The sequence below is a fragment of the Paenarthrobacter sp. Y-19 genome, from assembly GCF_029223985.1.
GTDB classification, from domain to species: domain Bacteria; phylum Actinomycetota; class Actinomycetes; order Actinomycetales; family Micrococcaceae; genus Arthrobacter; species Arthrobacter nicotinovorans.
The window spans coordinates 3,739,327-3,760,915 of record NZ_CP119414.1 but is presented as its reverse complement, the minus strand read 5'-3'; the positions used below and the strand labels follow the sequence as shown (position 1 = coordinate 3,760,915).

General features: G+C 63.3%; 18 protein-coding genes. 8 read left to right on the top strand and 10 right to left on the bottom strand.

Annotation, left to right across the window (positions count from 1 at the left end):
- Positions 1-110: 110 nt before the first annotated feature.
- The 4 genes from PYR64_RS17580 to PYR64_RS17565 form a co-directional block, all read right to left on the bottom strand.
- Complete coding sequence (locus PYR64_RS17580; protein WP_055975351.1) at positions 111-1,619, bottom strand: amino acid permease; 1,509 nt, start codon at positions 1,617-1,619, stop codon at positions 111-113.
- Between the two features lie 147 nt (positions 1,620-1,766).
- Positions 1,767-3,182, bottom strand: coding sequence for an aspartate ammonia-lyase (gene aspA, locus PYR64_RS17575; RefSeq protein ID WP_275776684.1), 1,416 nt, complete (start codon positions 3,180-3,182; stop codon positions 1,767-1,769).
- A gap of 13 nt (positions 3,183-3,195) precedes the next feature.
- Complete coding sequence (locus PYR64_RS17570) at positions 3,196-4,203, bottom strand: asparaginase (protein ID WP_189076772.1); 1,008 nt, start codon at positions 4,201-4,203, stop codon at positions 3,196-3,198.
- A gap of 17 nt (positions 4,204-4,220) precedes the next feature.
- On the bottom strand, positions 4,221-4,949 hold the full coding sequence (locus PYR64_RS17565; protein ID WP_275776683.1) for a FadR/GntR family transcriptional regulator: 729 nt from the start codon (positions 4,947-4,949) through the stop codon (positions 4,221-4,223).
- Positions 4,950-5,039: 90 nt separating this feature from the next.
- On the opposite strand from PYR64_RS17565, the gene PYR64_RS17560 reads away from it, so the two are divergent.
- The 3 genes from PYR64_RS17560 to PYR64_RS17550 all read left to right on the top strand — a co-directional run bounded on the left by PYR64_RS17560 (position 5,040) and on the right by PYR64_RS17550 (position 6,760).
- Positions 5,040-5,546: a hypothetical protein gene (locus tag PYR64_RS17560; protein WP_275776681.1), complete on the top strand. Its 507-nt coding sequence runs from the start codon at positions 5,040-5,042 to the stop codon at positions 5,544-5,546.
- A gap of 69 nt (positions 5,547-5,615) precedes the next feature.
- On the top strand, positions 5,616-6,233 hold the full coding sequence (locus PYR64_RS17555) for a hypothetical protein (RefSeq protein ID WP_275776679.1): 618 nt from the start codon (positions 5,616-5,618) through the stop codon (positions 6,231-6,233).
- 65 nt (positions 6,234-6,298) lie between these two features.
- A complete protein-coding gene (locus tag PYR64_RS17550; RefSeq protein ID WP_275776677.1) occupies positions 6,299-6,760 on the top strand; it encodes a DUF3817 domain-containing protein in 462 nt (153 codons plus the stop codon).
- A gap of 1,353 nt (positions 6,761-8,113) precedes the next feature.
- Here the strand turns inward: PYR64_RS17550 and PYR64_RS17545 are convergent.
- From PYR64_RS17545 to PYR64_RS17535, 3 genes are all read right to left on the bottom strand, one after another.
- Entirely contained in the window at positions 8,114-8,491 is a 378-nt protein-coding gene (locus PYR64_RS17545; protein WP_018779945.1) for an RNA-binding S4 domain-containing protein, read from the bottom strand.
- 149 nt (positions 8,492-8,640) lie between these two features.
- Entirely contained in the window at positions 8,641-9,744 is a 1,104-nt protein-coding gene (locus tag PYR64_RS17540; protein ID WP_275776674.1) for a sulfite oxidase, read from the bottom strand.
- A 163-nt stretch (positions 9,745-9,907) separates the two neighbouring features.
- Positions 9,908-10,942: an aldo/keto reductase gene (locus PYR64_RS17535; protein WP_018779943.1), complete on the bottom strand. Its 1,035-nt coding sequence runs from the start codon at positions 10,940-10,942 to the stop codon at positions 9,908-9,910.
- A 277-nt stretch (positions 10,943-11,219) separates the two neighbouring features.
- Here PYR64_RS17535 and PYR64_RS17530 point away from each other — a divergent pair, with 277 nt between their 5' ends.
- Positions 11,220-11,711: a flavin reductase family protein gene (locus tag PYR64_RS17530; RefSeq protein WP_018779942.1), complete on the top strand. Its 492-nt coding sequence runs from the start codon at positions 11,220-11,222 to the stop codon at positions 11,709-11,711.
- 15 nt (positions 11,712-11,726) lie between these two features.
- Here PYR64_RS17530 and PYR64_RS17525 read toward each other — a convergent pair whose 3' ends face one another.
- The gene (locus PYR64_RS17525) at positions 11,727-12,485 is read right to left on the bottom strand and encodes a hypothetical protein (protein WP_275776671.1); all 759 of its coding nucleotides are present in this window, start codon (positions 12,483-12,485) and stop codon (positions 11,727-11,729) included.
- 185 nt (positions 12,486-12,670) lie between these two features.
- On the opposite strand from PYR64_RS17525, the gene PYR64_RS17520 reads away from it, so the two are divergent.
- On the top strand, positions 12,671-13,078 hold the full coding sequence (locus tag PYR64_RS17520; protein WP_110506089.1) for a YchJ family protein: 408 nt from the start codon (positions 12,671-12,673) through the stop codon (positions 13,076-13,078).
- Position 13,079: 1 nt separating this feature from the next.
- On the opposite strand, the gene PYR64_RS17515 is transcribed toward PYR64_RS17520, so the two are convergent.
- Both PYR64_RS17515 and PYR64_RS17510 read right to left on the bottom strand, forming a co-directional pair.
- Positions 13,080-15,044: an acyl-CoA dehydrogenase family protein gene (locus PYR64_RS17515; RefSeq protein WP_275776667.1), complete on the bottom strand. Its 1,965-nt coding sequence runs from the start codon at positions 15,042-15,044 to the stop codon at positions 13,080-13,082.
- A gap of 62 nt (positions 15,045-15,106) precedes the next feature.
- Positions 15,107-15,409 (bottom strand): hypothetical protein, encoded by a 303-nt coding sequence (locus tag PYR64_RS17510; protein ID WP_018779938.1) that lies wholly within the window; start codon positions 15,407-15,409, stop codon positions 15,107-15,109.
- Between the two features lie 291 nt (positions 15,410-15,700).
- Here PYR64_RS17510 and PYR64_RS17505 point away from each other — a divergent pair, with 291 nt between their 5' ends.
- From PYR64_RS17505 to PYR64_RS17495, 3 genes are read left to right on the top strand one after another with little or no spacing between them, the layout of a single operon-like run.
- Entirely contained in the window at positions 15,701-17,158 is a 1,458-nt protein-coding gene (locus PYR64_RS17505) for a DUF3375 family protein (protein ID WP_026267467.1), read from the top strand.
- Positions 17,151-18,050 (top strand): DUF4194 domain-containing protein, encoded by a 900-nt coding sequence (locus PYR64_RS17500; protein WP_275776664.1) that lies wholly within the window; start codon positions 17,151-17,153, stop codon positions 18,048-18,050. Before PYR64_RS17505 ends, PYR64_RS17500 begins: the two co-directional genes overlap by 8 nt.
- Positions 18,047-21,520, top strand: a complete 3,474-nt coding sequence (locus PYR64_RS17495) for an ATP-binding protein (RefSeq protein WP_189076741.1) — start codon at positions 18,047-18,049, stop codon at positions 21,518-21,520. The genes PYR64_RS17500 and PYR64_RS17495 overlap by 4 nt, the downstream gene beginning before the upstream one ends.
- The last annotated feature ends 69 nt before the right edge of the window (positions 21,521-21,589 follow it).

The window sequence follows — 21,589 nt, the reverse complement described above, 5'->3', positions numbered from 1 at the left end:
CCGCGCCGCGACCTCACCCAATTGGGGGGGCGTTAACCAACGACGGCGGCACCCGGGTTCCGCTGTTACGGAACCCGGGCGCCGCCGTCGGGCGCTAACGGGTGCTGCTGTTACTTATCGCCGCCAGGCAGCGGGCGGTTGGCGATCACCGGGGCGCTGCCCGTGTAACCGTCACGCGTGGCGGCGAGCTCGTGGATCTGCTTGCGGCACAGGAACCAGCCCCAGACCATCAGCCCGCAAGCGATCGCGGTGACCAGCATGGTGAGCGGGGACTCGATGAACACCATCACCAGGACGCCGGCAAGGAAGACCAAGGACAACCAGCCTGTGTAGGGTGCGCCGAACAAACGGAAGGACGGACGCTTCACCCAGCCCTTGTCGGACCAGCGCTTGAGCTGCATCTGGCACAGGACAATGGTTGCCCAGGTGACAATGATGCCCACGGAAGCCACGTTCAAAACGATCTCGAACGCGTCGGCCGGGACCAGGTAGTTCAGCGGAACACCGAGCAGGGAAACACCTGCGGTGATCGCAATGCCGCCGTAAGGGACGCCGGCCTTGTTCATGCGCTGCGCGAACTTCGGAGCGGAACCCGCCACGGACATGGACCGGAGGATACGGCCCGTGGAGTAGAGCCCGGCGTTCAGAGAGGACAGTGCTGCCGTGAGGACCACGAGGTTCATGATCACGTCAACGCCCTGGACACCGATGGATCCGAAGAACGTCACGAACGGGCTGACACCCTTTTCGTAGGAGGTGTAGGGGAGCAGCAGGGCGAGCAGGATAACCGAGCCGACGTAGAAGACCGCGATGCGGAAGACCACGGAGTTGATGGCCTTGGGCATGATCTTTTCGGGGTTAGGAGTTTCGCCGGCCGCCGTGCCCACGAGCTCGATCGAGGCGTAGGCGAACAGCACACCCTGCATGAGGATGATCATGGGCAGGATGCCGTTCGGGAACACGCCGCCGTTGTCCGAGATCAGGCTGAAGCCGACTTCCTGGCCATCAACCGGGGTGCCGAAGATGACGAAGTACGTGCCAACCAGGAGGAAGGCCACCAGGGCAGCAACCTTGATCAGGGCGAACCAGAATTCCATCTCGCCGAAGACCTTCACGGAGACGAGGTTCAGGCTCAGCACCACCACCAGGGCGATGAGGGCCCACGCCCACTGCGGAACGGCGCCCATCCAGGGGATGTACTTGCCGAAGAAGTTCATGTAGAGAGCGGCCGCCGTGATGTCCACGATGGTGGTGGTGGCCCAGTTGATCCAGTAGAACCAGCCTGAGACGAACGCCGCCTTCTCGCCGTAGAACTCACGGGCGTAAGAAACGAACGAACCCGAGGACGGGCGGTGCAGCACCAGTTCACCCAGTGCGCGGAGAATCAGGAAGGCAAAAAAGCCGCAGACGGCGTACGCGATCACCAGGGACGGGCCGGCGGCGTTAAGACGGCCACCTGCGCCCAGGAACAGGCCGGTGCCGATTGCGCCACCGATCGCGATCATCTGGATCTGGCGGGGCTTGAGGTCCTTGTGGTAGCCGGAGTCCTCTTTGTGCAGGGCCTTCTCACTGGCGTGCGCTTGGGCCGGAACCGTGTGGTCAGTGATGGGATTGGTCATTGGAATCCTTAGGAGTGTCCTGTTGGGGTTGTCCTGGGTGGATCCGGTCGGGGATCCGGGCACACAGGACAGCGCCTCGTTGGGGGTATGCCTCATCGGGCGGGACGGCTGACTACAGCCGCTGGGATTTCTCTGGCCTGATCTGGCCTATTTGCTCAGGTTGGCCAGACGTTCCGGGCTGAGCAATTCCTCGAGCTGGGCAGCGGTCAGGAGACCGTGCTCCAACACGAGTTCTGCCACACCCTTGCCCGTCGCCAGCGCCTCCTGGGCGATAGCGGTGGCGGAGGCGTAACCGATGTGGGGGTTCAATGCCGTGACGAGACCGATCGACTGCTCCACGGTAAGCCGTAGCCGCTCGGTGTTTGCGGTGATGCCCCGGACGCAGCGTGCCGTAAGGGTGCGGCACGCTGCTTCCAGGTGGGAGATGCTCTTGTGCAGGCTGTGCACAATGATCGGTTCGAAGGCATTCAGCTGGAGCTGGCCTGCCTCCGCGGCCATGGTGACGGTGACATCGTTGCCGATGACTTCGTACGCCACCTGGCTGACCACTTCCGGGATCACCGGATTGATCTTGCCGGGCATGATCGACGAACCGGACTGCACTGCCGGAAGGTTGATCTCGCCCAATCCCGCACGCGGCCCGGAGGACAGCAGGCGGAGGTCGTTGCAAATCTTGGAGAGCTTCACTGCCACGCGCTTCAGCACACCGGACAGGTGCACAAACGCTCCCACATCCTGGGTGGCCTCAATGAGGTCCGCGGCGGTCAGCAGGGGAAGACCGGTGATTTCGGCCAGGTGGCGGCACGCTGCGTCCGCGTAGCCAACCGGGGCATTCAGGCCCGTACCGATGGCCGTGGCACCCAGGTTGATCTCATGGATGAGCATGTGGGACTCGTCCAGGCGGGCGCGGTCCTCGCCGATGGTCACGGCGTAACCGCCGAATTCCTGGCCCAGCGTCATGGGCACAGCGTCCTGGAGCTGGGTGCGGCCCATCTTCACTACGGTCCGGAACTCACGGCCCTTTTCGGCGAACGCCTGTTCAAGCTCTTCGAGGGCCAGGAGGAGTTCCTTGACCGAGAAGATCGTGGCCAGGTTCACGGCAGTCGGGTAGACGTCGTTGGTGGACTGGCTCAGGTTCACGTGGTCATTCGGGTGCAGCTTTGCGTAGTCACCCTTGGGGTGCCCCAGGATTTCCAAGGCACGGTTGGCGATGACCTCGTTGGCGTTCATGTTGGAACTGGTTCCTGCGCCGCCCTGGATCACGTCCACCATGAACTGTTCCTGGAGCTTGCCGTCCAGGATGTCCTGGCAGGCCTGGTCTATGGCGTTAGCACGCTCAGCGTTCAACAGGCCCAGCTCGTGGTTGGTGCGGGCGGCGGCCTGCTTCACCGCCGCCAGTCCGCGGACCAGGTGCTTGTTGGTGGACAGCGGCTGCCCGGTGATGGGGAAGTTCTCGATAGCGCGGAGGGTGTGGACGCCCCAGTAGGCGTCCGCGGGTACATCGCGATCGCCCAGGAGGTCGTGTTCGGAACGGAGGGGGATCGCCTGATCGACGGTGGTCATAGCTGTCCTTGGTTTAGTTGCTGAAAATTCGGGCTGCACGGAGCTCGCCGACCGGAAGGCCGCCGCCCAGCACAGGTGGGCTTTGAAGCGTGTCCAGGCTGCCGCCGTCGACGCCCAAGCGGCGAAGCACCTCAACGGTGACGGGCATGCGGGCGCGATCGCCGCCGTCGGAGATCTTCACCGCCAGGCCGGTGCCGTCCGGAAGACCAACCAACTGGAGGCCCTCGAAGCCGTCCTTGGCGAGCAAGCCGGGGACCGCACGCATGAGGGCGGTGACGTCGCGGCCTTCGCCGGCCACCATCTCCGGGAAGCGGCGCATGGCGTGCGCAACTTTGCCTTCGAGGGTGTCCTGGTCTGCGGCGGCCAGGCGGCCATAGGCGCGGGCCATGCCATGCAGCGAGTGGGCGAACAGCGGAGTCCCGCAACCATCAGTGCTGACTGCGGCCGCTTCCTCGCCGGTCAGTTCAGTGATGGTGTCGCGGACCAGGACCTGCAGCGGGTGCTCCGGGTGCAGGTATCCCTCTACAGGCCAGCCGTTGATGACGCAGACGGCGGTCATGGACGCGTGCTTGCCGGAACAGTTCTGCGCGATCCGGGTGGGGCCGTTTCCGGCGCGGAGCCAGTCCTCGCGTTCGGCAACGCCGTACGGAAGGTCCGTGCTGTTGGCCAGGGCTTGGTCGTTGAGGCCGTGCAGCCTCAGGATCTCAGTGGCGCCGTCGCGGTGCATCTTTGCGCCGGAGTGGCTGGCAGCCGTGAGCGCCAGGAGGTTTTCGGGGATGTCCAAGCCGGCCTTCAGGAGCGCGACAGCCTGCAGTGGCTTCAAGCTCGAACGTGGGTACATGGGGGCGTCCGGCTGGCCGGCCTCGATGAGGCTGCTGTCCTCTGCCGAGAGTGCGATCAGCGAGCCGTAGTGGATGCTCTCCACCAGTCCATCGCGGGTCACTTCGACAAGCGGGACGTGGTTTGGCGCCTTGGTGTTCTGCGCCGCGGCCTGGTGGGCCGGTGCTGTGGGGACGGGCATGGTGTCCTTTGGGTGGGTCATTTGTTGAGGATTGTGTCCAGCGCAACGCTGACGGCCTGGAGGTGGTCGGCCATCGCCCTGCTTGCGGCTTCGGAATCGCCGGCTTCAATCGCGTTCAGCACTGCGACGTGTTCCTCGTCCGAGCGGTGTTGCCTGTCAGCAACGAGGTTGAGGGTTTCCGACTGGTGGGCCAAGGCCTCGCGGATGTCAGAGACAACGCTGGCGAACACGCGGTTTCCGCTGGCCCGGGCCACGGCTGAGTGGAACGTGGCGTCCAGGTTCACCCATGATTCTGGGTCGGTCTCGTTGAGCATCTCCTGGACGATGTCCTTGAGGTGTTCGAGCTCTTCCTCGGTCCTTCTTTGCGCCGCGAGTCCCGCTGCCGGGATCTCGATGTGCGGACGTGCCTCGTTGAGATCGCGTGCACTGTACTGACCCAAGGTAAGGTCATTAGCAACCTTGTTGGCCACAATGAATGTGCCCTTGCCGGTTTTGGTGACAGTGAGGCCCAAGGTGTTGCACGACCGTAGCGCTTCCCGGATGACTGAGCGGCTGACACCGTACTGGGCAGCCAGCGTCGCTTCGGAACTCAGCTTGGTGCCGATATCGAACTGGCCACCCTCGATGGCCCGCCGGAGCGCAGCAAAGACGGCCTCAGCTGCGGAAATGCGCGAAATAGGCATATGCGCTGATTGGCCGCTCACGGGCTCTTGCTGTCCGGCTGTCCGGCTGTCTGACAGGTTCACGCTTCGAATATGGCACGGGTCACAAGAGGCTGTCAACGCTGAAAGGCTTGCTTCACGGTTTGGGGACTGGTAGTGGGCCCACAATGGATCATGCTCTTCACCAAAAAGACCCTCACCGAGGACGGATTCACCGGATTCCGACCACTCGACGAACTCGATCCCATGCGGATCCCACAAGGACCCGGGATATTCGTGGTCCTTCGCCCGGCCGGATTTGAACCGGTCTTTCTGAACAAGAGCACCGCCGGGACCTTCAAGAAGAAGGACCCATCATTGAAGCGCGAAGCACTCGCGTCCGAGTGGCTTATGGACGCCTCAGTGCTCTACATCGGCAAAGCCAGCGCAGGGAGTCAGGGCAACCGGGGGCTACGCAAGCAAATCCAGGAGTTCATGGATTACGGCCGCGGGCGACCAACCGTCGTGTGGGATGCGCGCCTCATTTGGCAGTTGCGGGACGCCCTGGACCTGGTCATCGCTTGGAAGGAACTGCCGCCGGAGGGGCTGAGTGCAGCCGAAGCCGATTATCACGCCGCGTTCATTGCCACTCACGGACGCCTCCCGTTCGCCAATCTGGTCCAAGCGCGCGCCAGGAAATAGCCCAAGGAGGCCGACGGCGGGAGGTGCCTTCCGCCGTCGGCCTCCCGCTGCGTGGGTGATCGGCGGATAATGGCGTCCATGACGGCCAGCAGCCCCACTGGAAGCACCGCGGGTCAACCGCGCATCACGGTAGAGGTTCCTGTCCTTCGGATCGGTGGCGGGCAGGCCGATTACGAGGGCCTCAAGCGATTCGTTGATTCGCTGCGCAAGCCGCAAGGGCTGCACATGACGCTGCTGCACGTGGGGATCCTCCACGAACTCGCAGATGATATTGCCGCGTGGACCAAAGGAAGGGCGACGCCGGAGAGGGTTCTGCCGGAGATTACGAGCTGGTTGACGGAACTGCCGGTGCTGCAGGGGTTTCTGGGTAAGTCGGACAAAGTGGTCCCGCTGGGTGGCGGTCGGCTGATGGGGCTTGAGGTGGACGTTCCCCAGGAAGTTCACGACTACCAAGCGCTTCTGGTGCAGGGCTTGCACGTGCTTCTTGATGATCTTGGCCTCGACAACATTGACGACTTCATTCTTAGCTCGCCCGCTTTGGGCTATAGGTCTCCGCGCTGGTTGCCGCACATTGCCGTGGGAAGGGCGCGGTCGCGACACGAGCCGCCCGTGGAGATCGCTCCGGTGGCCATTGAATTCGGCGACTCGCGCATCCGGAACAGACTGGCGCTCCCTGGGCAGGGGTGATTCTGACGGAGCCCGGCCGCCACGGTAAATTGGACGTGACTCCAGATCTCAACCAGAGGACTTCCATGCAGCCCCGTGCCCTGTTCCGTACCGTCGCTTTTGCAGAGGCCGTGACGTGGACGCTGCTGCTGATCGGGCTGTTCCTTAAATACGTCACGAAGACCACTGACCTCGGCGTGAGTATCGCCGGAGGCATCCACGGCTTCGTGTTCCTTTGCTACGCAGCGACGGCCGCCTTCACCTGGATCAACCAGAAGTGGACGATGCGGACCGGCCTGCTCGCCATCGGCTCCGCTGTGATTCCCTATGCCACCATCCCGATGGAGAAGTCGCTGGATCGCCGGGGTCTCCTGGCCGGTGGGTGGCGTTTGGCCGCTGGGGGAGATACGCCGCGTGGGGGCTTTGAAAAGGCTCAGGCCTGGGTCCTGCGGAACCCGGTTCTCGCTGTTGTGGTGACCCTGGTGGCTGTGGGTGCAGTGTTCAGCTTCCTTCTGTTCATGGGCCCTCCGGGTACCTGGTTCTCCTAATGTTTGCCGCTGGGAAGCATCGGTTCTTCGGAACTGGTGCTTTTCTTGCTTTAACACCTGGTTCTCGCCTTTGCGTGTGCCGCCCCGACCTACTTTAAACATGTATCGTCCTGGGTTATGTGTTCTGGCTAAGCCATGTGTCATGGAAGTGATCGTTGCAGGAGGCTGATCGAGGTCATCGACCCAGCCTTTTACTCGATGTTGTTAGTCATGATCTTCCGCAATACTCTTTCCGTTCAGTAGCTGACTTGAGTCACCTGCCTCGTCGATCCGATCCAACTCATGGCTGCCGACGGCCGTGGAATCGATGCTGATCTATCGACGTCGTACTTTGTAAGGTATTCATCGAAGCCAACACGTTCGACGATGACGCGGTCAACTTGCTTGCCTGTCTCCGGTCATGATGACTAAGCCGCATAAAACGTGAGGCCATTAAGTGCAGCAATCAGCCCTGGCCTCAACGTCGCAGAAGCCGTCGGGCCATCCTTCGGACTTTGGCGGACTAGATTCCGGAACTCGACGATCAGCCGGGCAGTAGGGAGGCAGCACTTCAGGATCCCCGCAAAACCTGAGTGCCGAAGCGGAATTAGCTCCAGTGGTTGGGAATCACCCTTGTGAAACCTGGGGGTCACAATTTGATTACATTCTGCAATTTCTGCGTCATGATTTAATGCAAGTAGTTTCATTATTTTTTATTTGAATTAAATACGGAAGTCTGATTGACTCTGCAGAGATAGTCAAATCGATGGTTGTTCTGGTTCAAAGTTTGGAATCACCTGTTTGCCCCGTGCTCATTGCTCGGCAAATGAACCGGGCTTAGTTCGGATCGATACTTGTGTCGAGGCTGGATGACAGGCTCCACTCATCGTCTATTGAGGGGGATTCATTATGAAAGAGAAATTCATAATTGGGGCTCTTGGGGCTGCAGTCGGCACGGTTTTCGCGGTGATTGCAAATCCGATAGCTGGGTTGGGTATCGGCGTCGCTGTATTCGGTGGTGCTTTGTCTGACTTGTCCCGCCGAAAACGTCGCCGGTCCCAAAGCTAGGCTCTCCACGAGTTCACCTGGGCCTGATTGCAACGAAGACCACCACTACCCGCGCCCTTAAGGACAACAAAGCGGCAAACATAACGCGTGACATAAAGCTCCCCAAAGCTGATCCGGCGGTGTGGCGGCCAGTCTAAGCAGCGGGCATTAGGGGATTCACGTCAGAAGTATGGCCCTGTGGATAAGTGCCAGGAATATTCCGCTGAATGATCCGCATGGGCATGCCTTGAAATCACACGGATTCCACGGTTTCTGGCCGGCGCCCAGCCTGATGATCCAGCAAAATTTGCGTGATGCACCGCAAGGTCAGCCCCGCAGCTTCTCCATGTCCCTGCGGTCCTTCTTGGTGGGCCGGCCGGCTCCGCGGTCGCGCTGGGGGAGTCCAAGCTTGGGAGCGACGGGCCTCGGCGGAGTGTGGTCGGTGAAACAGTGCGACGCGGCCTCGGCTCCTACGCGTTTGGCGATGAGTCGTCGCACTTCGAGGATCCGTTCCCAACCCGATTCCCGCACACGGATGGTGTCGCCGATGATCACGCTTTGCGATGCCTTGACCGGGTTCCCGTTGATCCGGATGTGCCCGGCACGGCAGGCGGCTGTGGCGGCGGAGCGGGTTTTGTAGGCTCGGATCGCCCACAACCAGGCATCAACGCGGACGTTTGCTGGGGATGACGACGGAATACTCATGATCTGAACGAGTCTAACCGGGCGTCACGTGCACGACGAGAACGTTGGGATAAGTCCGGAACGCGGGAAAGGTGCCGGGTTCGCTGGAACGCTCCGGCGAACTCGCACCGTCGCGGCGTTCTCAGGGGGCGCCAGGGAACCGAAAGCAACTACCGCACCGTCACCTCAACCCGCTGCGCCATGTTGTTCCCGATACCCTGGTAGTTCCACACCTGCTCGGTAGGCTGCAGCGCGCCCGAGGTATCCATGGCCCGGCACCGCAACACGTGTTCCCCTGGGCTCGCCACCCACACCATGGACCACGACCGCCACGCGAAGTCCCCCAGCGCCGGATCCAAGTGCGCAGGCATCCATTCGCCGTCGATCCCCACTTCCACCCGCTCCACTTCACCGTGTCCGGACCATGCACGGCCGTGCAGCATTACCGGGCCGGCGTTTACGATCCGTCGCCGGGTGAAGAACTCCGGGATCCCCGGCGGCACCATCAGGGAGCGCACGCGGATATGGGTAACAGGAATACCAGGCCCGTCCGGACCCTGCAGATAGTGATAGGCCACAGACTGCTGCCATCCCATGAACCGCGACGTCACTGCTTCGATCGACGTCAACCACTTCACACTCGCCATCCCGTACCAACCAGGGACCAGGAGCCTCAACGGGAATCCATGCTGCAGCGGCAAAGGCTGGCCATTCATGGCATAGACCAGCATCACTTCGGGGTGCATGGCCTCGGCGACAGAAAGACTGCGGGCATACGGCTCTTCGGCGCCGCCTTGGACACCGTTGTCGGCACCGGTAAAAACAAGTTCGACGACGTCACCCGCCAACCCTGCCTCCTCCAGCAGGGGCGCCAAGGGAGTTCCGGTCCACTCGGCTGTGCCCACCGCGCCAAGCACCCAGGGCTGGCTCAAGGGGCGGGGTTCCAGAAGCGAGCGGCCGTTTCCCGCGCATTCGAGAGTGACGGGCATGGTGACAGCCGGCCGCGCTTTGATGTCCTCGAGGCTGAGTTCAAGCGTGTGGTCGACAGCCCCGCCCAGTCGCAACCGCCACGTCTCAGGTGACAGATGCGGGATGTCGAAGTGGATCAGCAGGTAGTGCAGGCCGGCCGGAGTGATGTCGTCGTGCAGGGCCTCCAGCGGCATCGAATGGTTCCGCCCTGAAAGCTGCAACTCTTCGTGGGTCAGGGGTCCATCGGTGGGCTGCCCGGTGACGACGGCTTTCGTGGCCCGTTGTTTGAGGTGATCGTTGGACATGGGACGGCGGCGTTCTACTGGAAGCTAAACGCTGCGGAGTGCCGCAGCACTTAGGTCAAGGATCACGCCGGGGCGAACCTGCGTCAATACCTCGTTGCGAGGCCCGCTCTGCGCGCTAAAACAGGCGCAAAGAACGCAGAGCGGGCCCCACAACGGAAGGTGGCTACCGGCGTCGTAGTTCCGGGTACTCAAGGTGCGGGGCCACGGTGCCGGCGTCGCGTTCGAGGAAGTTGACCGCGGGCGCCACGATGTCGTCGATTTCATCCAGAACGGACTCGCTCAGCACCACGTCCGCGGCTTTCAGGTAATCGGTCAGGTGCTCCTCGGTGCGGGGGCCGATGATCACGCTGGTCACTGCCGGGTGGTTCAGGGCAAAGGCGACTGCCAACTGGATGAGCGTCAATCCGTGGCGTGCCGCGAGCTGGGCTAGGGCGTCGGCTGCATGCAATTTGCCTTGGTTGAACGGCGCATTCACATCGAAGCGGCCGGGAAGTGCGGAAAAACGCGAACTCTCGGGCTGCCCGGCCCCGACCCGGTAACCGCCTGCCAGCCACCCGCCGTCGAGCGGTCCGTAGCTCAAGACCCCGACGCCGTACTGCTGGGTGATGGGGAAAACGTCGCGTTCGTTGGCACGCACCAGAAGCGAATAGGGCACTTGGTCCACGACCGGCGGGGTCAAGTGGTTGGTGTTGGCGATCCACTGGGCCTCAACGAGTTGGGCCGGGCTGAACACGGACGTGCCGTAGTAGAGGATCTTGCCCTGGCGGATGAGGTCGTTGAGGGCAGTGATGGTTTCCAGGAGGTCGGTGTTGTAGTCCGGGCGGTGTGCCTGGTAGAGGTCGATCCTGTCCGTGTTCAGACGCCGCAAGCTGTCCTCGACAGCCCGGACAATCCAGCGGCGGGAGTTGCCGGCGTGCGCGGGATTGGATCCCATTTGCCCGTGGAACTTGGTGGCGAGGAAGACGTCGTCGCGCCGGCTGTGGATCGCCTGGCCCACCACGGTTTCGGATTCCCCTTGAGAGTAGATGTCTGCAGTGTCGATGCTGGTGATACCGGCGTCGAGCGCGGCCTTGATGATCCGGATGCTCTCTGCGGGACCTGTGGGCGCGGCGCCGGTGCCGAAGTTCAGGGTGCCCAGGGTGAGCGGGCTGATCAGGGCGCCAGTGCGTCCAAGCGTTCGTAGCTCGTTGAGGCTCATGTCGGCTTCCTGTGGATGGATAGTGCTGGGTCGACGCCTGGGTCAGCGGCGTGGACGGGATGTTCAATCGAGGCTACACACGGCCGCCGGAGGCATAAACGCAAATGGTAGAAGTTCTTCGTTTTTCGTCTTGCGGGGTAATGGAAGAGGCCTTACTTCGCGACATTTCTTGACACACGGCAACACAAATGTCTTGCGGATCAACAAATATTGCCGTTCTTCCAAGCGGGTGAATTATGGGAAAGGAACTTAGGAAACGCACGAAAGGGACAGCGGGATGACACAGACCACAGTGGAAGAAACGGCGGCCATCAAGGCGGCTTTTGCGCAGTTCCCCTCCGGAGTTGCCGCCTTCAGCGCGATGGTGGATTTCACGCCGGAAGCGCTGGTGGCGTCGTCCTTCACCGTGGGCGTTTCACTGGAGCCGCCGCTGGTCATGTTCGCAGTGCAGAACTCGTCCACAACGTGGCCCAAACTGCGCCAGGCCCAGCGGCTTGGCGTCTCGGTCCTGGCTGAGGGGCAGGAAGCTGCCTGCCTCCAGCTCTCGTCCAAAACGAGGGACCGCTTCGCCGGGCTGGACACGAGTGTCAGCGACTCGGGCGCGGTGCTGATCGACGGGGCCGTGTTGGGTTTCGAATGCGAAATAGTTTCAGAAACGCCCGCCGGGGATCACGCGATCGTGGTTCTTGAGGTCAAGGCAACCACCGTCAACCTCGAGTCCAAGCCGCTGATCTACCATGGCGCAGCGTTCCGTCAGTTGGCCGCTTAGCCCGGCACGCCGGAGCTAGGAGTTTCGGGCAGCGCCGCTGAGGGATCCCTTTTTGGTGGGGCCTTGGGATTTCCCCTTCGGGGACGTCACAGGGCCCTGCTTCTTTGGCGGGTTGACCGGTGCCGGGCTCTTTGACGACGGCGTGGGCTCGTCGAGGTCGCGGACCGTCACTTTGATGGGCGGTGGCTGCTGGGCCTTGGCCCGTTCGGCCTCGCGTCTGTCGGCTTCAGCAACCGCATCCGCCCAGTCCTTCGACAGGACCGGCGGTTCCTTGGCAGCGGCCACGACGATCGGGTGGTGCGCAGTCTGGTGCTCGACGGCGGACTTGACCTCGGCCGGTTTGGGCAGCTTCCGCGGGTCCACCTTTGATTTCCATGCGCCGTCCTTGACGGCGGCCGACGCACCTGAGATCCGGCGTCGGGTCACTCCGAGCAAGTCCCGCTTGGGCGCGGCAGGCGCTGCAGCGGGCGATGGCGCGGCAACAACCGGCGCCGCAACAGGGGCCGATTCCTCAGCTGCGCCGTCAACAGCGTCCGCGCCGACGACCGGGTCCGGCACGTATCCGGGCCGAGCGGGAAGGTGCACGATGGGAGTGGTGTCCTTCTTGGGGAAGACGCCAATCAACGCCAGGAGGATGACAGATACCAGCCGTCCCACTCCGGCAACCACCAGAGTGATGATGACAATCAACCCGAGGCCGAGGAACATCAGCAGAGCCAGGCCCAGCGTCCCCAAATACGTCAGGTTGATGGCGAGTGTTGTCGGATCCTCCACGTAGCCTCCCCTGGCTGTCGTTTTGTGATGCGCGCATTGCCCACCCAGCTTGCTTATCTAGCGTAAGGTCCCGCACCGACGGAATCACGCGCCGCAGCCCACTCCGGCAGGGTTGTTTCGAACCTGTTATCTCGCATGCGAAAATATGTTGCCCAGCTCTCATTTACAGCCCAGATTGGCGCGTCGTGACCCCTGACCACACCCGGCTCCGCAACGGTGCCTGCCCCTGCCTTTCCGGCGAGCAGTACGACGAGTGCTGCGGCCGGTTCCATCGCGGGGAGGCCGAGGCGCCCACCGCAGAGCAACTCATGCGGTCCCGGTATTCGGCCTTCGTGGTCCTTGAGCCCGGGTATCTGTTGCGGACATGGCACGCCTCTACCCGACCGGATTCCATGGACCTGGACCCGGACCTGCAGTGGCGCAGGTTGGACATCCTTTCCACGAGCAACGGCGGCCCGCTCGACTCGGCGGGCACCGTTGAGTTCGCGGCCCACTACAGGTCCGACGGCGAACGCGGCGTCCAGCGCGAACTCTCCCGGTTCGTGCGGGAAGGCAAGCGTTGGTACTACGTGGACGGGGACGTGCTCCAATAGCTCACCGGTATTTGCGGTGGAGGGTTTCCTTGGTCGAGGGGCCGGGGGAGGCGTCGCCGATCCAGGGGCCTGTTCCTTCGGATTGGTCCAGGATTCCGGCCTCCAGCCAGGCGTAGTCGCCGTCGAGGACTTTCCGCGAGAGGTCGTGGTCGCCGTCGTCGGTGTTGCGCCAAAGCTGGTCGAAGTACTCATCCACCCGAACACGGGCCTGTTCGCAGAAGGCTTCAGCCAGCTCGAAGGCAGCCGCGCCTTGTTCCGGGCGGGTCCGCAACAGCGACTCGGCGCGTGAACAGCACGCGGCCATGGCGAACAGCTCGGCCCCGATGTCCACGATCCTGCCCAGGAACGCCTGCTTGTGCTCAAGCTTGGCCTGCCAGCGTCCCATCCCGTAGAAGGTCTGCCGGGCGAGGCGGCGCGAGGAGCGTTCAACAAAGCGCAACTGCTTGGCGAGCCGCCCGAATTCGGCGTACGACCGAGGGTCCATCCCGGCGCCCGCAACCAGTTTGGGCAACCAGCGGGCGTAGAAGCCGGAGGCCCCGACGGCGGCCTTCGCCTTGTCCTGCAGGCTTGCGTCCGCCGATGCGAGGTCGCCGGCGGCGGCGAGGTGTGCGTCCACTGCCTCGCGCGCGATCAGGAGTTTCATGATTTCGCTGGAACCCTCGAAGATCCTGTTGATGCGAAGATCCCGAAGGAGTTGTTCGGCCGGCACTGCCCGTTCCCCGCGGGCTTCCAGGGAATCGGCGGTTTCGAAGCCGCGGCCGCCACGGATCTGCACCAGTTCATCGGCGATCCTGCAGCTCAGTTCGGTGGACCACAGTTTGGCCAGCGCGGCCTCGATGCGGACGTCTTTTTGGCCGGCGTCGGCCATCTCGGCGGAGAGCTCAAACACGGCCTCCAGCGCAAAAGTGGTGGCTGCGATGAAGGCGATCTTCTTGCCAACGGCCTCGTGCTTGCCCACTGGGCGGCCCCACTGCGTCCGGGCGTTGGACCACTCCCGGGAAATCTTCAGGCTCCACTTTCCAGCAGCGACGCAGAGGCCGGGGATGGAAAGCCGCCCCGTGTTGAGGGTGGTGAGGGCGATCTTGAGCCCCTGCCCCTCGCGCCCGAGCCGGTTGGCTACAGGAACCCGCACCTGGTGGAAGCGCGTCACGCCATTCTCGATGCCACGCAGGCCCATGAAGGCGTTCCGGTTCTCCACCGTGATGCCGGGCGAGTCCATCTCCACCACAAAAGCGGAAATGCCGCCCTTGTGCTCGGTTCCATCAGGATCGGTGTGGGCCGGGACCCTGGCCATGACCACAACGAGTTCAGCGATCACGCCGTTGGTGGTCCAGAGTTTCACGCCGTCCAGAAGGTAAGAACCGCCGTCGTCGGAAAGTACGGCAGTGGCGCCCATGCGCGCGGGGTCGCTGCCGACGTCGGGTTCTGTCAGGAGGAACGCCGTGATGGCGCCGGCGGCGCAGCGCGGCAGGTATTCCTTCTTCTGCTCCGGCGTGCCGAACTCCTTGACGGGCTCGGGGACGCCGATTGATTGGTGGGCGGAAATCAGCGCACCCAGGCTCGGATGGACTGAACCCAGGAGGGCGAGGGCCCGGCCGTAGTACACCAGGGAAAGGCCCAGTCCGCCGTATTCGCGTGGGATCTTCATGCCGAACACGCCAAGCTCAGCGAGCCCGGCCAGATACTCGTCCGGAATCCTGGCGTCGCGTTCGATCTGCCGGCCGGACATTGTTTTGGCAAACGCCAGCAACCGGGCCATGAACTCCTCGCCCCGTTTCACGTCGTCCGCTTTGGCTTGTGGCCAGGGGTGGATCAGGCTGAGGTCGAAGCTGCCCAGATACAGGCCTTTGGCGAAGCTTGGCCGGTTCCATTCAGTTTCGCGGGCAGCCTCGGCGACGGCGCGGGCTTCCTCTGCTGTGGCATTGACGCTTGCGGCGGTGAGACTGCTGTCTGTAGCGGACGTCATGGGAAAACTCCTCTAGCCGGTTGTGCCGGATGGAGCCAGGGTCCGCCGTGGGTGGGAACCCTTCAGCTGTCCCTCAATGCTACCCGCGGGTAGCTACCCGTGCCAGAGGAAACCTGGGGCTGGAATTCCGCCGGAATTTCCACCTGTCCGGCGTGGTGGACCAGGCTGTCCCAGGCAAAATTAATGCCGTGGACAAGGCCACCAAGGACGGCTTTGACGATGTACCAGGCCGTCCCCATGGCTCCGATCAGGACGATCGTTGCCATTGCTGCGGCCGCAATGAATGCGGCCAGGATTACAGCGAAGAACAGCGTTCCAATAACTACGTATGTGCCTGTTTCCAGCGCAGTGAAATCGAAATCCATGGTTCCCCCCGGAGCGACATTGCGTGAGTCGACGCGGCGTGGCGGCGTCGATGATCTGACATTAGGGGCGGGGGTGCTTTCCGGCCAGTGCTGACGCGCGTCATTGCGGCGTTGATATGCGATCGAAACCGTACCGGCGCGTAAGTCACGGAATGATTGCGGCCGGCCTGCGTTGAAGCCCCCGACGGCGGTACTTCCGGCCCGCTCGACGCCTCCGCGACGCTCTGCGTTAACCTTGTACGGGGCAGTTTCCGCTGCCAGCCAGGTTTCGCAGCAGCTGAAGGAGAGTAGTTGTCCCGTTCAGCCATGTCCTCCGCCGACGCAATCGGCGCGAGGCTCCGCGACCTCGAACAGCTGACCAAGGGTCCCGCGTGGGCCCTGACCCGCTCGGCGCCGTGGGTCATCGCCGTCCTCCAGGCCTCCTTTACCCGCACCAGGCCGCAGCTTCCGCTCGAAGAGTTCCATGCCGACGTCGACGCTTTCCTTGAGCAGCTCCGGCGCCAGGATCCTGCGCTTGGCGGCCAGCAGAACGGCAAGTTGTTCGGTGACGAATGGACGCGCAAGCAGTTCCTGACGCGACGCAACCAGTCGGGCCGGATCGTGTACGAGGTCACCGAGCCCGCAGCGCGTGTGCTCGCTTTCCTCGACAGCCTCTCCAGCGAACGTTCCACACTGAACGGTTCGAGGCTCGGCACGCTGCTCGGCGATGTGGAGAAGCTGGCCAACGAAACAAACCCGGACCAGAGCGCGCGCCTGGAGGCCCTGGAAGAGGAAATCCACGAGCGCCAGCAGCTGGTGGAGGACATCAGTTCCGGCGAATTCGACGGCCTCCTTGACGACGAAGAAGCCGTTGAAGCTGCCGGTAACATCCTTGACCTCGCCGCAAGCCTGCCCGCGGACTACAAGAAAATGCGTGACCGTATCGAGGAACTGGTGGGGGAGCTCCGCAACCAGATCATCGAAGAGTCGTTGAGCAAGGGCGCAACCATGGCCCAGGTTCTGGAGGCCGACAAAAGGCTTCGGCAAAGCCCCGAAGGACGTACTTTCCGCTCCTTCACCGCCTTCCTTGAGGATCCGCAACAGCAGCTGCGTTTCCGCTCGGCCATCGGCGAGGTGCTGAGCAGGCAGTTTGCGGACGATCTCTCCCACGAGGACCGCGAAACGCTGAAAAACCTCGTCGCGGAACTGCGGTACCAGCACAGCCAGATCCAGCGGATTTACGGAAAGCTCTCGGAAAGCCTCAACACCTATATCCAGAGCGACGACGTCCGGCAGTCGGTTAGTCTCCGCAAAGTGCTGGCCGAAGCCGAACAGGCCATCCGTTCCCTGCCCTACGAACGCGACCGGCCCGGCCTGGTGCCTGGACCTGTGCTCTTCAACGCCGGTTTCGAGTCCTTGGCCATGGTCAAGCTGTTCGACCCGGACGAGTTCGCCACGCCCCCGCGGCTGGCCGACCCCATAGCGTTCAGCGACTCGGACAGGGTCCGTTCGGCCCGCACCGGCAAAGCGCGCCCCGATGTTGTGCGGGCGGCCATGGCGGGCTCGGCCACGTTGGGTGAGGCCTGGGAAAACCTGCCCGCGGAGGAACGGCACATCAACAGCGTCCGGACCCTCCTGTCCATGGCATTGCAGACCGGCGCGGCTTTCGACCGCGCCGCGTGGGAACACATCGACTTCGAACAAATCGACGGCAGCATCCGCACCGCGTACCTGCCTGTCGTCACGCTGAATGAGGATTCCAATGACTGAGGACATCACGACGACGGACATCACCGAAGCGGAGGACGTCACCGAAGCTGAGCGGGACACCGAAGCTGAGCAGGACACCGAAGCTGAGCAGGACACCGTTGAGGTGCCAGATGAGACCGCCCAGCACCCGGACCCGTTCCGGATCACGCCGCGGGACACTTTCGTGGACGGTGCTGCGCTCTTCCCCGGCGACACCGGCGTGCTCCCGATGAAAGTCCGCCATGCCCTGGTGAAGCTCCTTAAAGGTCCCTACGTTGACGGTGCCCGCGACGAGAAGCTGTGGACGACCCTCCTGGACAACCAGCTGATTCTCCGAAGCCGCCTCTCGGAACTCTTCCTGACGCTCCAGTTGGACCACGACCGCAAGATCGCTGTCCTGCGACCCGTTGATCCGGAAATCATCGGGGCGAGCTCCCGCTCCAGCATCCTCCGCCAGCAGCGTGCTTTGAGCCGCGTTGAAACCATCGTGCTGCTCCGGCTGCGCCTCCTCCTGGACCGCCACGTCACAGCCCAGACCGACCCCACGATCACCCGCGAAGAGATCTCCGACCTCGTAGCGAACTACACCCCCGCCGGCCAACAGGATGCCCTGCGCGACTCCGACGTGGTCACCCGCACCATCACCAAACTCCTCGCCCGGCAACTTCTCCTCCCCACCCCGCTGGATGACACGTACACCATCAGCAACGCCCTGCCATTGGCCCTCCCGTTCGAAAACATCGGCGACATCCCGGCCCACATAGAAGCCCTCGTGGCAGTAGCAGCGGACGAATCCGGCACGGAGCCTTTGCTGGATATGGAAGCTGACTCCAGCCCCACTTCCGAAGACGGGGACGACGACGCCGGTACCGCCGCGGACAGTGACCCAGCAGCAGAGGAGGCAGCCAAGTGACCATCGCAAGCATGCTCCCGCTCGGCGAGCTCACGAATCCGGGCCAGATGCGTTTGGCCCTCGTCCAGGTGGTCAACTGGGGCACCTTCCATGGCGCCCACACCATGCACGTGGACCGCAAGGGCACGCTGCTGACCGGCAATTCCGGTGTCGGCAAGTCCACGCTCTTTGATGCCATGCTCCGCGTTTTCGATGCCCGCCCGCGGTCGAACGAGGCTGCTGCCCAGCGGTCCGGCGGGGCTGTGGAGGACAAGAGGACCACGTTCACCTACATGCGCGGCAAGGTCGGTGACAAGGCGGTCGGGGATAGCTCGGCCAGCGCTTTCCAGCGCCCCGGTGCCACCTGGTCCGCCGTCGCGCTGACGTTTGATAACGCAGCCGGCACGAAAGTGACGGTGTCGGCGCTGTTCGACCTGCCGAAAAACGGCACGGAGTCGAGCGTTGGGCGTTTCTATGTGATCGACAGCAAGCCCCTGGACCTCGAAGCGATCGAGGGGATCGCGCAGAAGCGGTTTACCAGGAGTGCCTTGGAGTCGATCTTCCCGGACGGTCAGGTGTTCGACGTCCACAAGGCGTTCGCCGAGCGGTTCCGGCGGCTCCTGGGAATCAACTCGGACCAGGCGCTTCCGCTGCTGCGCGTTATCCAGGCCGGCAAGGGCTTGGGCGGCAGCGTCAACACGTTCTTCCGGGACCAGGTGCTGGATGCCCCGGCCACGCTGGCTGCGGCGGACGACGTCGTGGAGGAATTCAGCAACCTGATGTCGATCCGGCAGCGGCTGGAGGATGTCCGGCTGCAGCGCGACCAATTGGCTCCGGTGCCGGGCCTGAACAAGGAATACGCCCAGGCCTTGCTGGACGCCAACCGCCTCCGTGAGTTGGCCGGCGAAGAGTTTGAAGCTTACAAGCAGCAGCTCGCTGTCACGGTGCACGCCAAGACGTTGGCCCGCTTCAAGGAGTTGGCACAGTCCAAGGCGCAGGAACTCGCCGCCGAGCGTGTGGTCCGCGATGCCCTGGCCAAGGAGTTGCGCGACCTTGAGCTGGACTACAACAACCGCGGTGGCAACGCCATTTCGGCCATTGAGCAGTCGTTGGAGAACGCCAAGGTTGGCCTGAAGCTGCGCCAGCAGGTTGAGGACTCGGCCAGGAAGGCGCTGGCCGACGCCGGGTTGAACCTGGAATGGTCCGCCGAGGGCTGGGACCAGGCGCACGAGCAGGCCGCCGCCCGTTCGATCGAGTTGAAAGACGATTCGGAGGCCTTGAAAGAACTCCGTTTCGAGGCGTTCGATGGCCACGCGACCAAGAAGCGTGAGCTGGCTGCGGCCCAGCAGGAACTGTTGTCGCTGCGGTCGCGCAAGTCCCTGCTGCCGCCGTCGAGCATTGAAAACCGGGCCGCCATCGCGGCCGCGACGGGCGTACCGGAAGAGCGGATGCCGTTTGGCGGCGAGCTGATCGACCTCGCCGAGGGGCAGGACCAGTGGCGGCCCGCGGCGGAGCGGGCCCTGCGCAACCTGGCCACCACCTTGCTGGTTCCGGGGGAGCACTTTGCTGCCGTCACGCGATACCTGAACGACAACACTGTTCGGGGCGCGCTGCGCGCGGTGGACGTCTCCAAGCCGCTTGCCGGTGGGGCGCTGGCTGTGGAGGACGTGTCCGACGGCGACCTCTTGACGAAGTTGAGCATCCTCACCTCGGGCGCAAACGCCGACGCCGGGGAATGGATCCGTGAGCGGATCGCCTTGGACTTTGCGTATCCGTGTGTCGAGGACCCGGACGAGCTTGCCTCGATGGACAAGGGCCTGAGCCTGGGCGGCGTGGTGAAGCGGAACCGGCACACCGTTGAGAAGGACGACCGGTTCACCAGCCGGCAGGATTACGTCCTCGGCTTCGATAACGCTTCCAAGCTTGAACTCGTCGCTGCCCGCGTGGGCGAGCTGGAGAATGAGCTGGCCAAGGCTGCCGAACTGGCCCAAAGCCGTGAGGATTCGCACCAAGGCATGGCCCGCCAACTGGAAGCCCTGCGGCGTGTGGCTGAAGACGAGCGGCCGTGGGAGCAGGTTTCGGCTGCCGTTGCCGCGGACGAGCTGGCACGGATAGAGCAACGGCTGGTGGATGCTTTGGCCGCCCAGGCGGACCTCGAGCCGTTGCGTGCCAACATCGAAGCCGTCAGGGAAAAGCACCAGTCCTCCACAGGGGTGGCGGCTGTGCTGCAGAGCGAATACAAAGCGCTCGACCACAAGATGACCACGGCTGACGGGCTGCTGGATGCGGCGAGGCTCAAGCTTGAGCAGTCACCGCCGTCGGCCTCTACCGTCACCGCGCTGGAACCGTACTTCGACGGCGTCGCGGACGTCTCCGAACTGTATGAGCTGGACAACCTGGCCAACAGCGTCCGGAACAAACTCCTGGACGAGTTGCACGCGGCCGAATCCCGGAGCCAGGCGACAGCCGAACGCCTGACGCGCATGTTCGAAGCGTTCGTCCGCGACTGGGGGAGCGCCATCAGCGCCGACCACGGCACCTCAATCGGTGCCGCAGGCGACTTCGAAGCCCGCTACCACGCGATCGTGAGCGACGGCCTGCCCGCACAGGAAGCCGAGTTCAGGCTGTTCTTCAACCAACGCACGCACGAGTCGTTCAGTACGCTCCTGCACCTTCTCGATGAGGAACGGCGCAGCATCACCAGCCGCATCCTCCCCCTCAACGGCATCTTGTCCGAGGTCAATTTCCACGAGGGAAGCTTCCTGGAACTGGACATCAAGCAGACGCTGCCGGCAACGGCCAAGGTCTTCAAGGACGCCATCCAGAACGCTTTGAAAACCAAACACACACGGCCCTCGCGCGGCGCTTCGGCCGCTGGTTCCGCCGAAACGGACGACGACGCCGAGCTCACCGCACGGTATAAATCGCTGGAAACGCTGGTGAAGCGGCTCGGATCGCAAACGCCGGAGGATCGACGTTGGCGTGCCGAAGTGCTGGACGTCCGTGGACACGTCTTCATCCAGTGCAAGGAACACCGCGAGGTGGCAAAGCAAGGGAAGGCCGGCGCATCCAAAACCGGCAAGAAGAAAACCGAAGTCTTCATGCACGCCGACACAGGCTCCATGTCGGGCGGTGAGCGCCAACGGTTCACGGCCTTCATCATGGCTGCTGCATTGAGCTACCAGTTGGGCATCGCCGAGCAGGGCTTCACCACCTACGGCACCGTGATGATGGACGAAGCGTTCGTGCTGGCCTCGGAGGAGTTCGCGGGTGCGGGCATCAAGGCACTCCACGAATTCGGCTTCCAGCTGTTGCTGGCCGCGCCCGAAAACGTCATTGACCTGTCACGGCACCTCGGCTCCGTCACGGAGATCCTGCGGGACAAGCGGACCAACCGCTCGGGCGTCCTCACGGCTCCCGTTATCGCAGGGCCGGGCGAACCCGGCGCATGGCGATCCGAAGCCAACCCGGTGGACATCGTCCTGCGCTAGAAAGCAACGCGGGGTCACTTATGGCCCTTTGGGAGGCCCTTTATGGGCCAAAAGTGACCCCGCGTTGCT

What these genes read in the sequence shown, in the direction of transcription:
- PYR64_RS17580 (WP_055975351.1), bottom strand. Translation starts at nt 1,619, where the DNA reads ATGACCAATCCCATCACTGACCACACGGTTCCGGCCCAAGCGCACGCC.
- aspA (WP_275776684.1), bottom strand. Translation starts at nt 3,182, where the DNA reads ATGACCACCGTCGATCAGGCGATCCCCCTCCGTTCCGAACACGACCTC.
- PYR64_RS17570 (WP_189076772.1), bottom strand. Translation starts at nt 4,203, where the DNA reads ATGCCCGTCCCCACAGCACCGGCCCACCAGGCCGCGGCGCAGAACACC.
- PYR64_RS17560 (WP_275776681.1), top strand. Translation starts at nt 5,040, where the DNA reads ATGCTCTTCACCAAAAAGACCCTCACCGAGGACGGATTCACCGGATTC.
- PYR64_RS17555 (WP_275776679.1), top strand. Translation starts at nt 5,616, where the DNA reads ATGGCGTCCATGACGGCCAGCAGCCCCACTGGAAGCACCGCGGGTCAA.
- PYR64_RS17550 (WP_275776677.1), top strand. Translation starts at nt 6,299, where the DNA reads ATGCAGCCCCGTGCCCTGTTCCGTACCGTCGCTTTTGCAGAGGCCGTG.
- PYR64_RS17545 (WP_018779945.1), bottom strand. Translation starts at nt 8,491, where the DNA reads ATGAGTATTCCGTCGTCATCCCCAGCAAACGTCCGCGTTGATGCCTGG.
- PYR64_RS17540 (WP_275776674.1), bottom strand. Translation starts at nt 9,744, where the DNA reads ATGTCCAACGATCACCTCAAACAACGGGCCACGAAAGCCGTCGTCACC.
- PYR64_RS17535 (WP_018779943.1), bottom strand. Translation starts at nt 10,942, where the DNA reads ATGAGCCTCAACGAGCTACGAACGCTTGGACGCACTGGCGCCCTGATC.
- PYR64_RS17530 (WP_018779942.1), top strand. Translation starts at nt 11,220, where the DNA reads ATGACACAGACCACAGTGGAAGAAACGGCGGCCATCAAGGCGGCTTTT.
- PYR64_RS17515 (WP_275776667.1), bottom strand. Translation starts at nt 15,044, where the DNA reads ATGACGTCCGCTACAGACAGCAGTCTCACCGCCGCAAGCGTCAATGCC.
- PYR64_RS17510 (WP_018779938.1), bottom strand. Translation starts at nt 15,409, where the DNA reads ATGGATTTCGATTTCACTGCGCTGGAAACAGGCACATACGTAGTTATT.
- PYR64_RS17500 (WP_275776664.1), top strand. Translation starts at nt 17,151, where the DNA reads ATGACTGAGGACATCACGACGACGGACATCACCGAAGCGGAGGACGTC.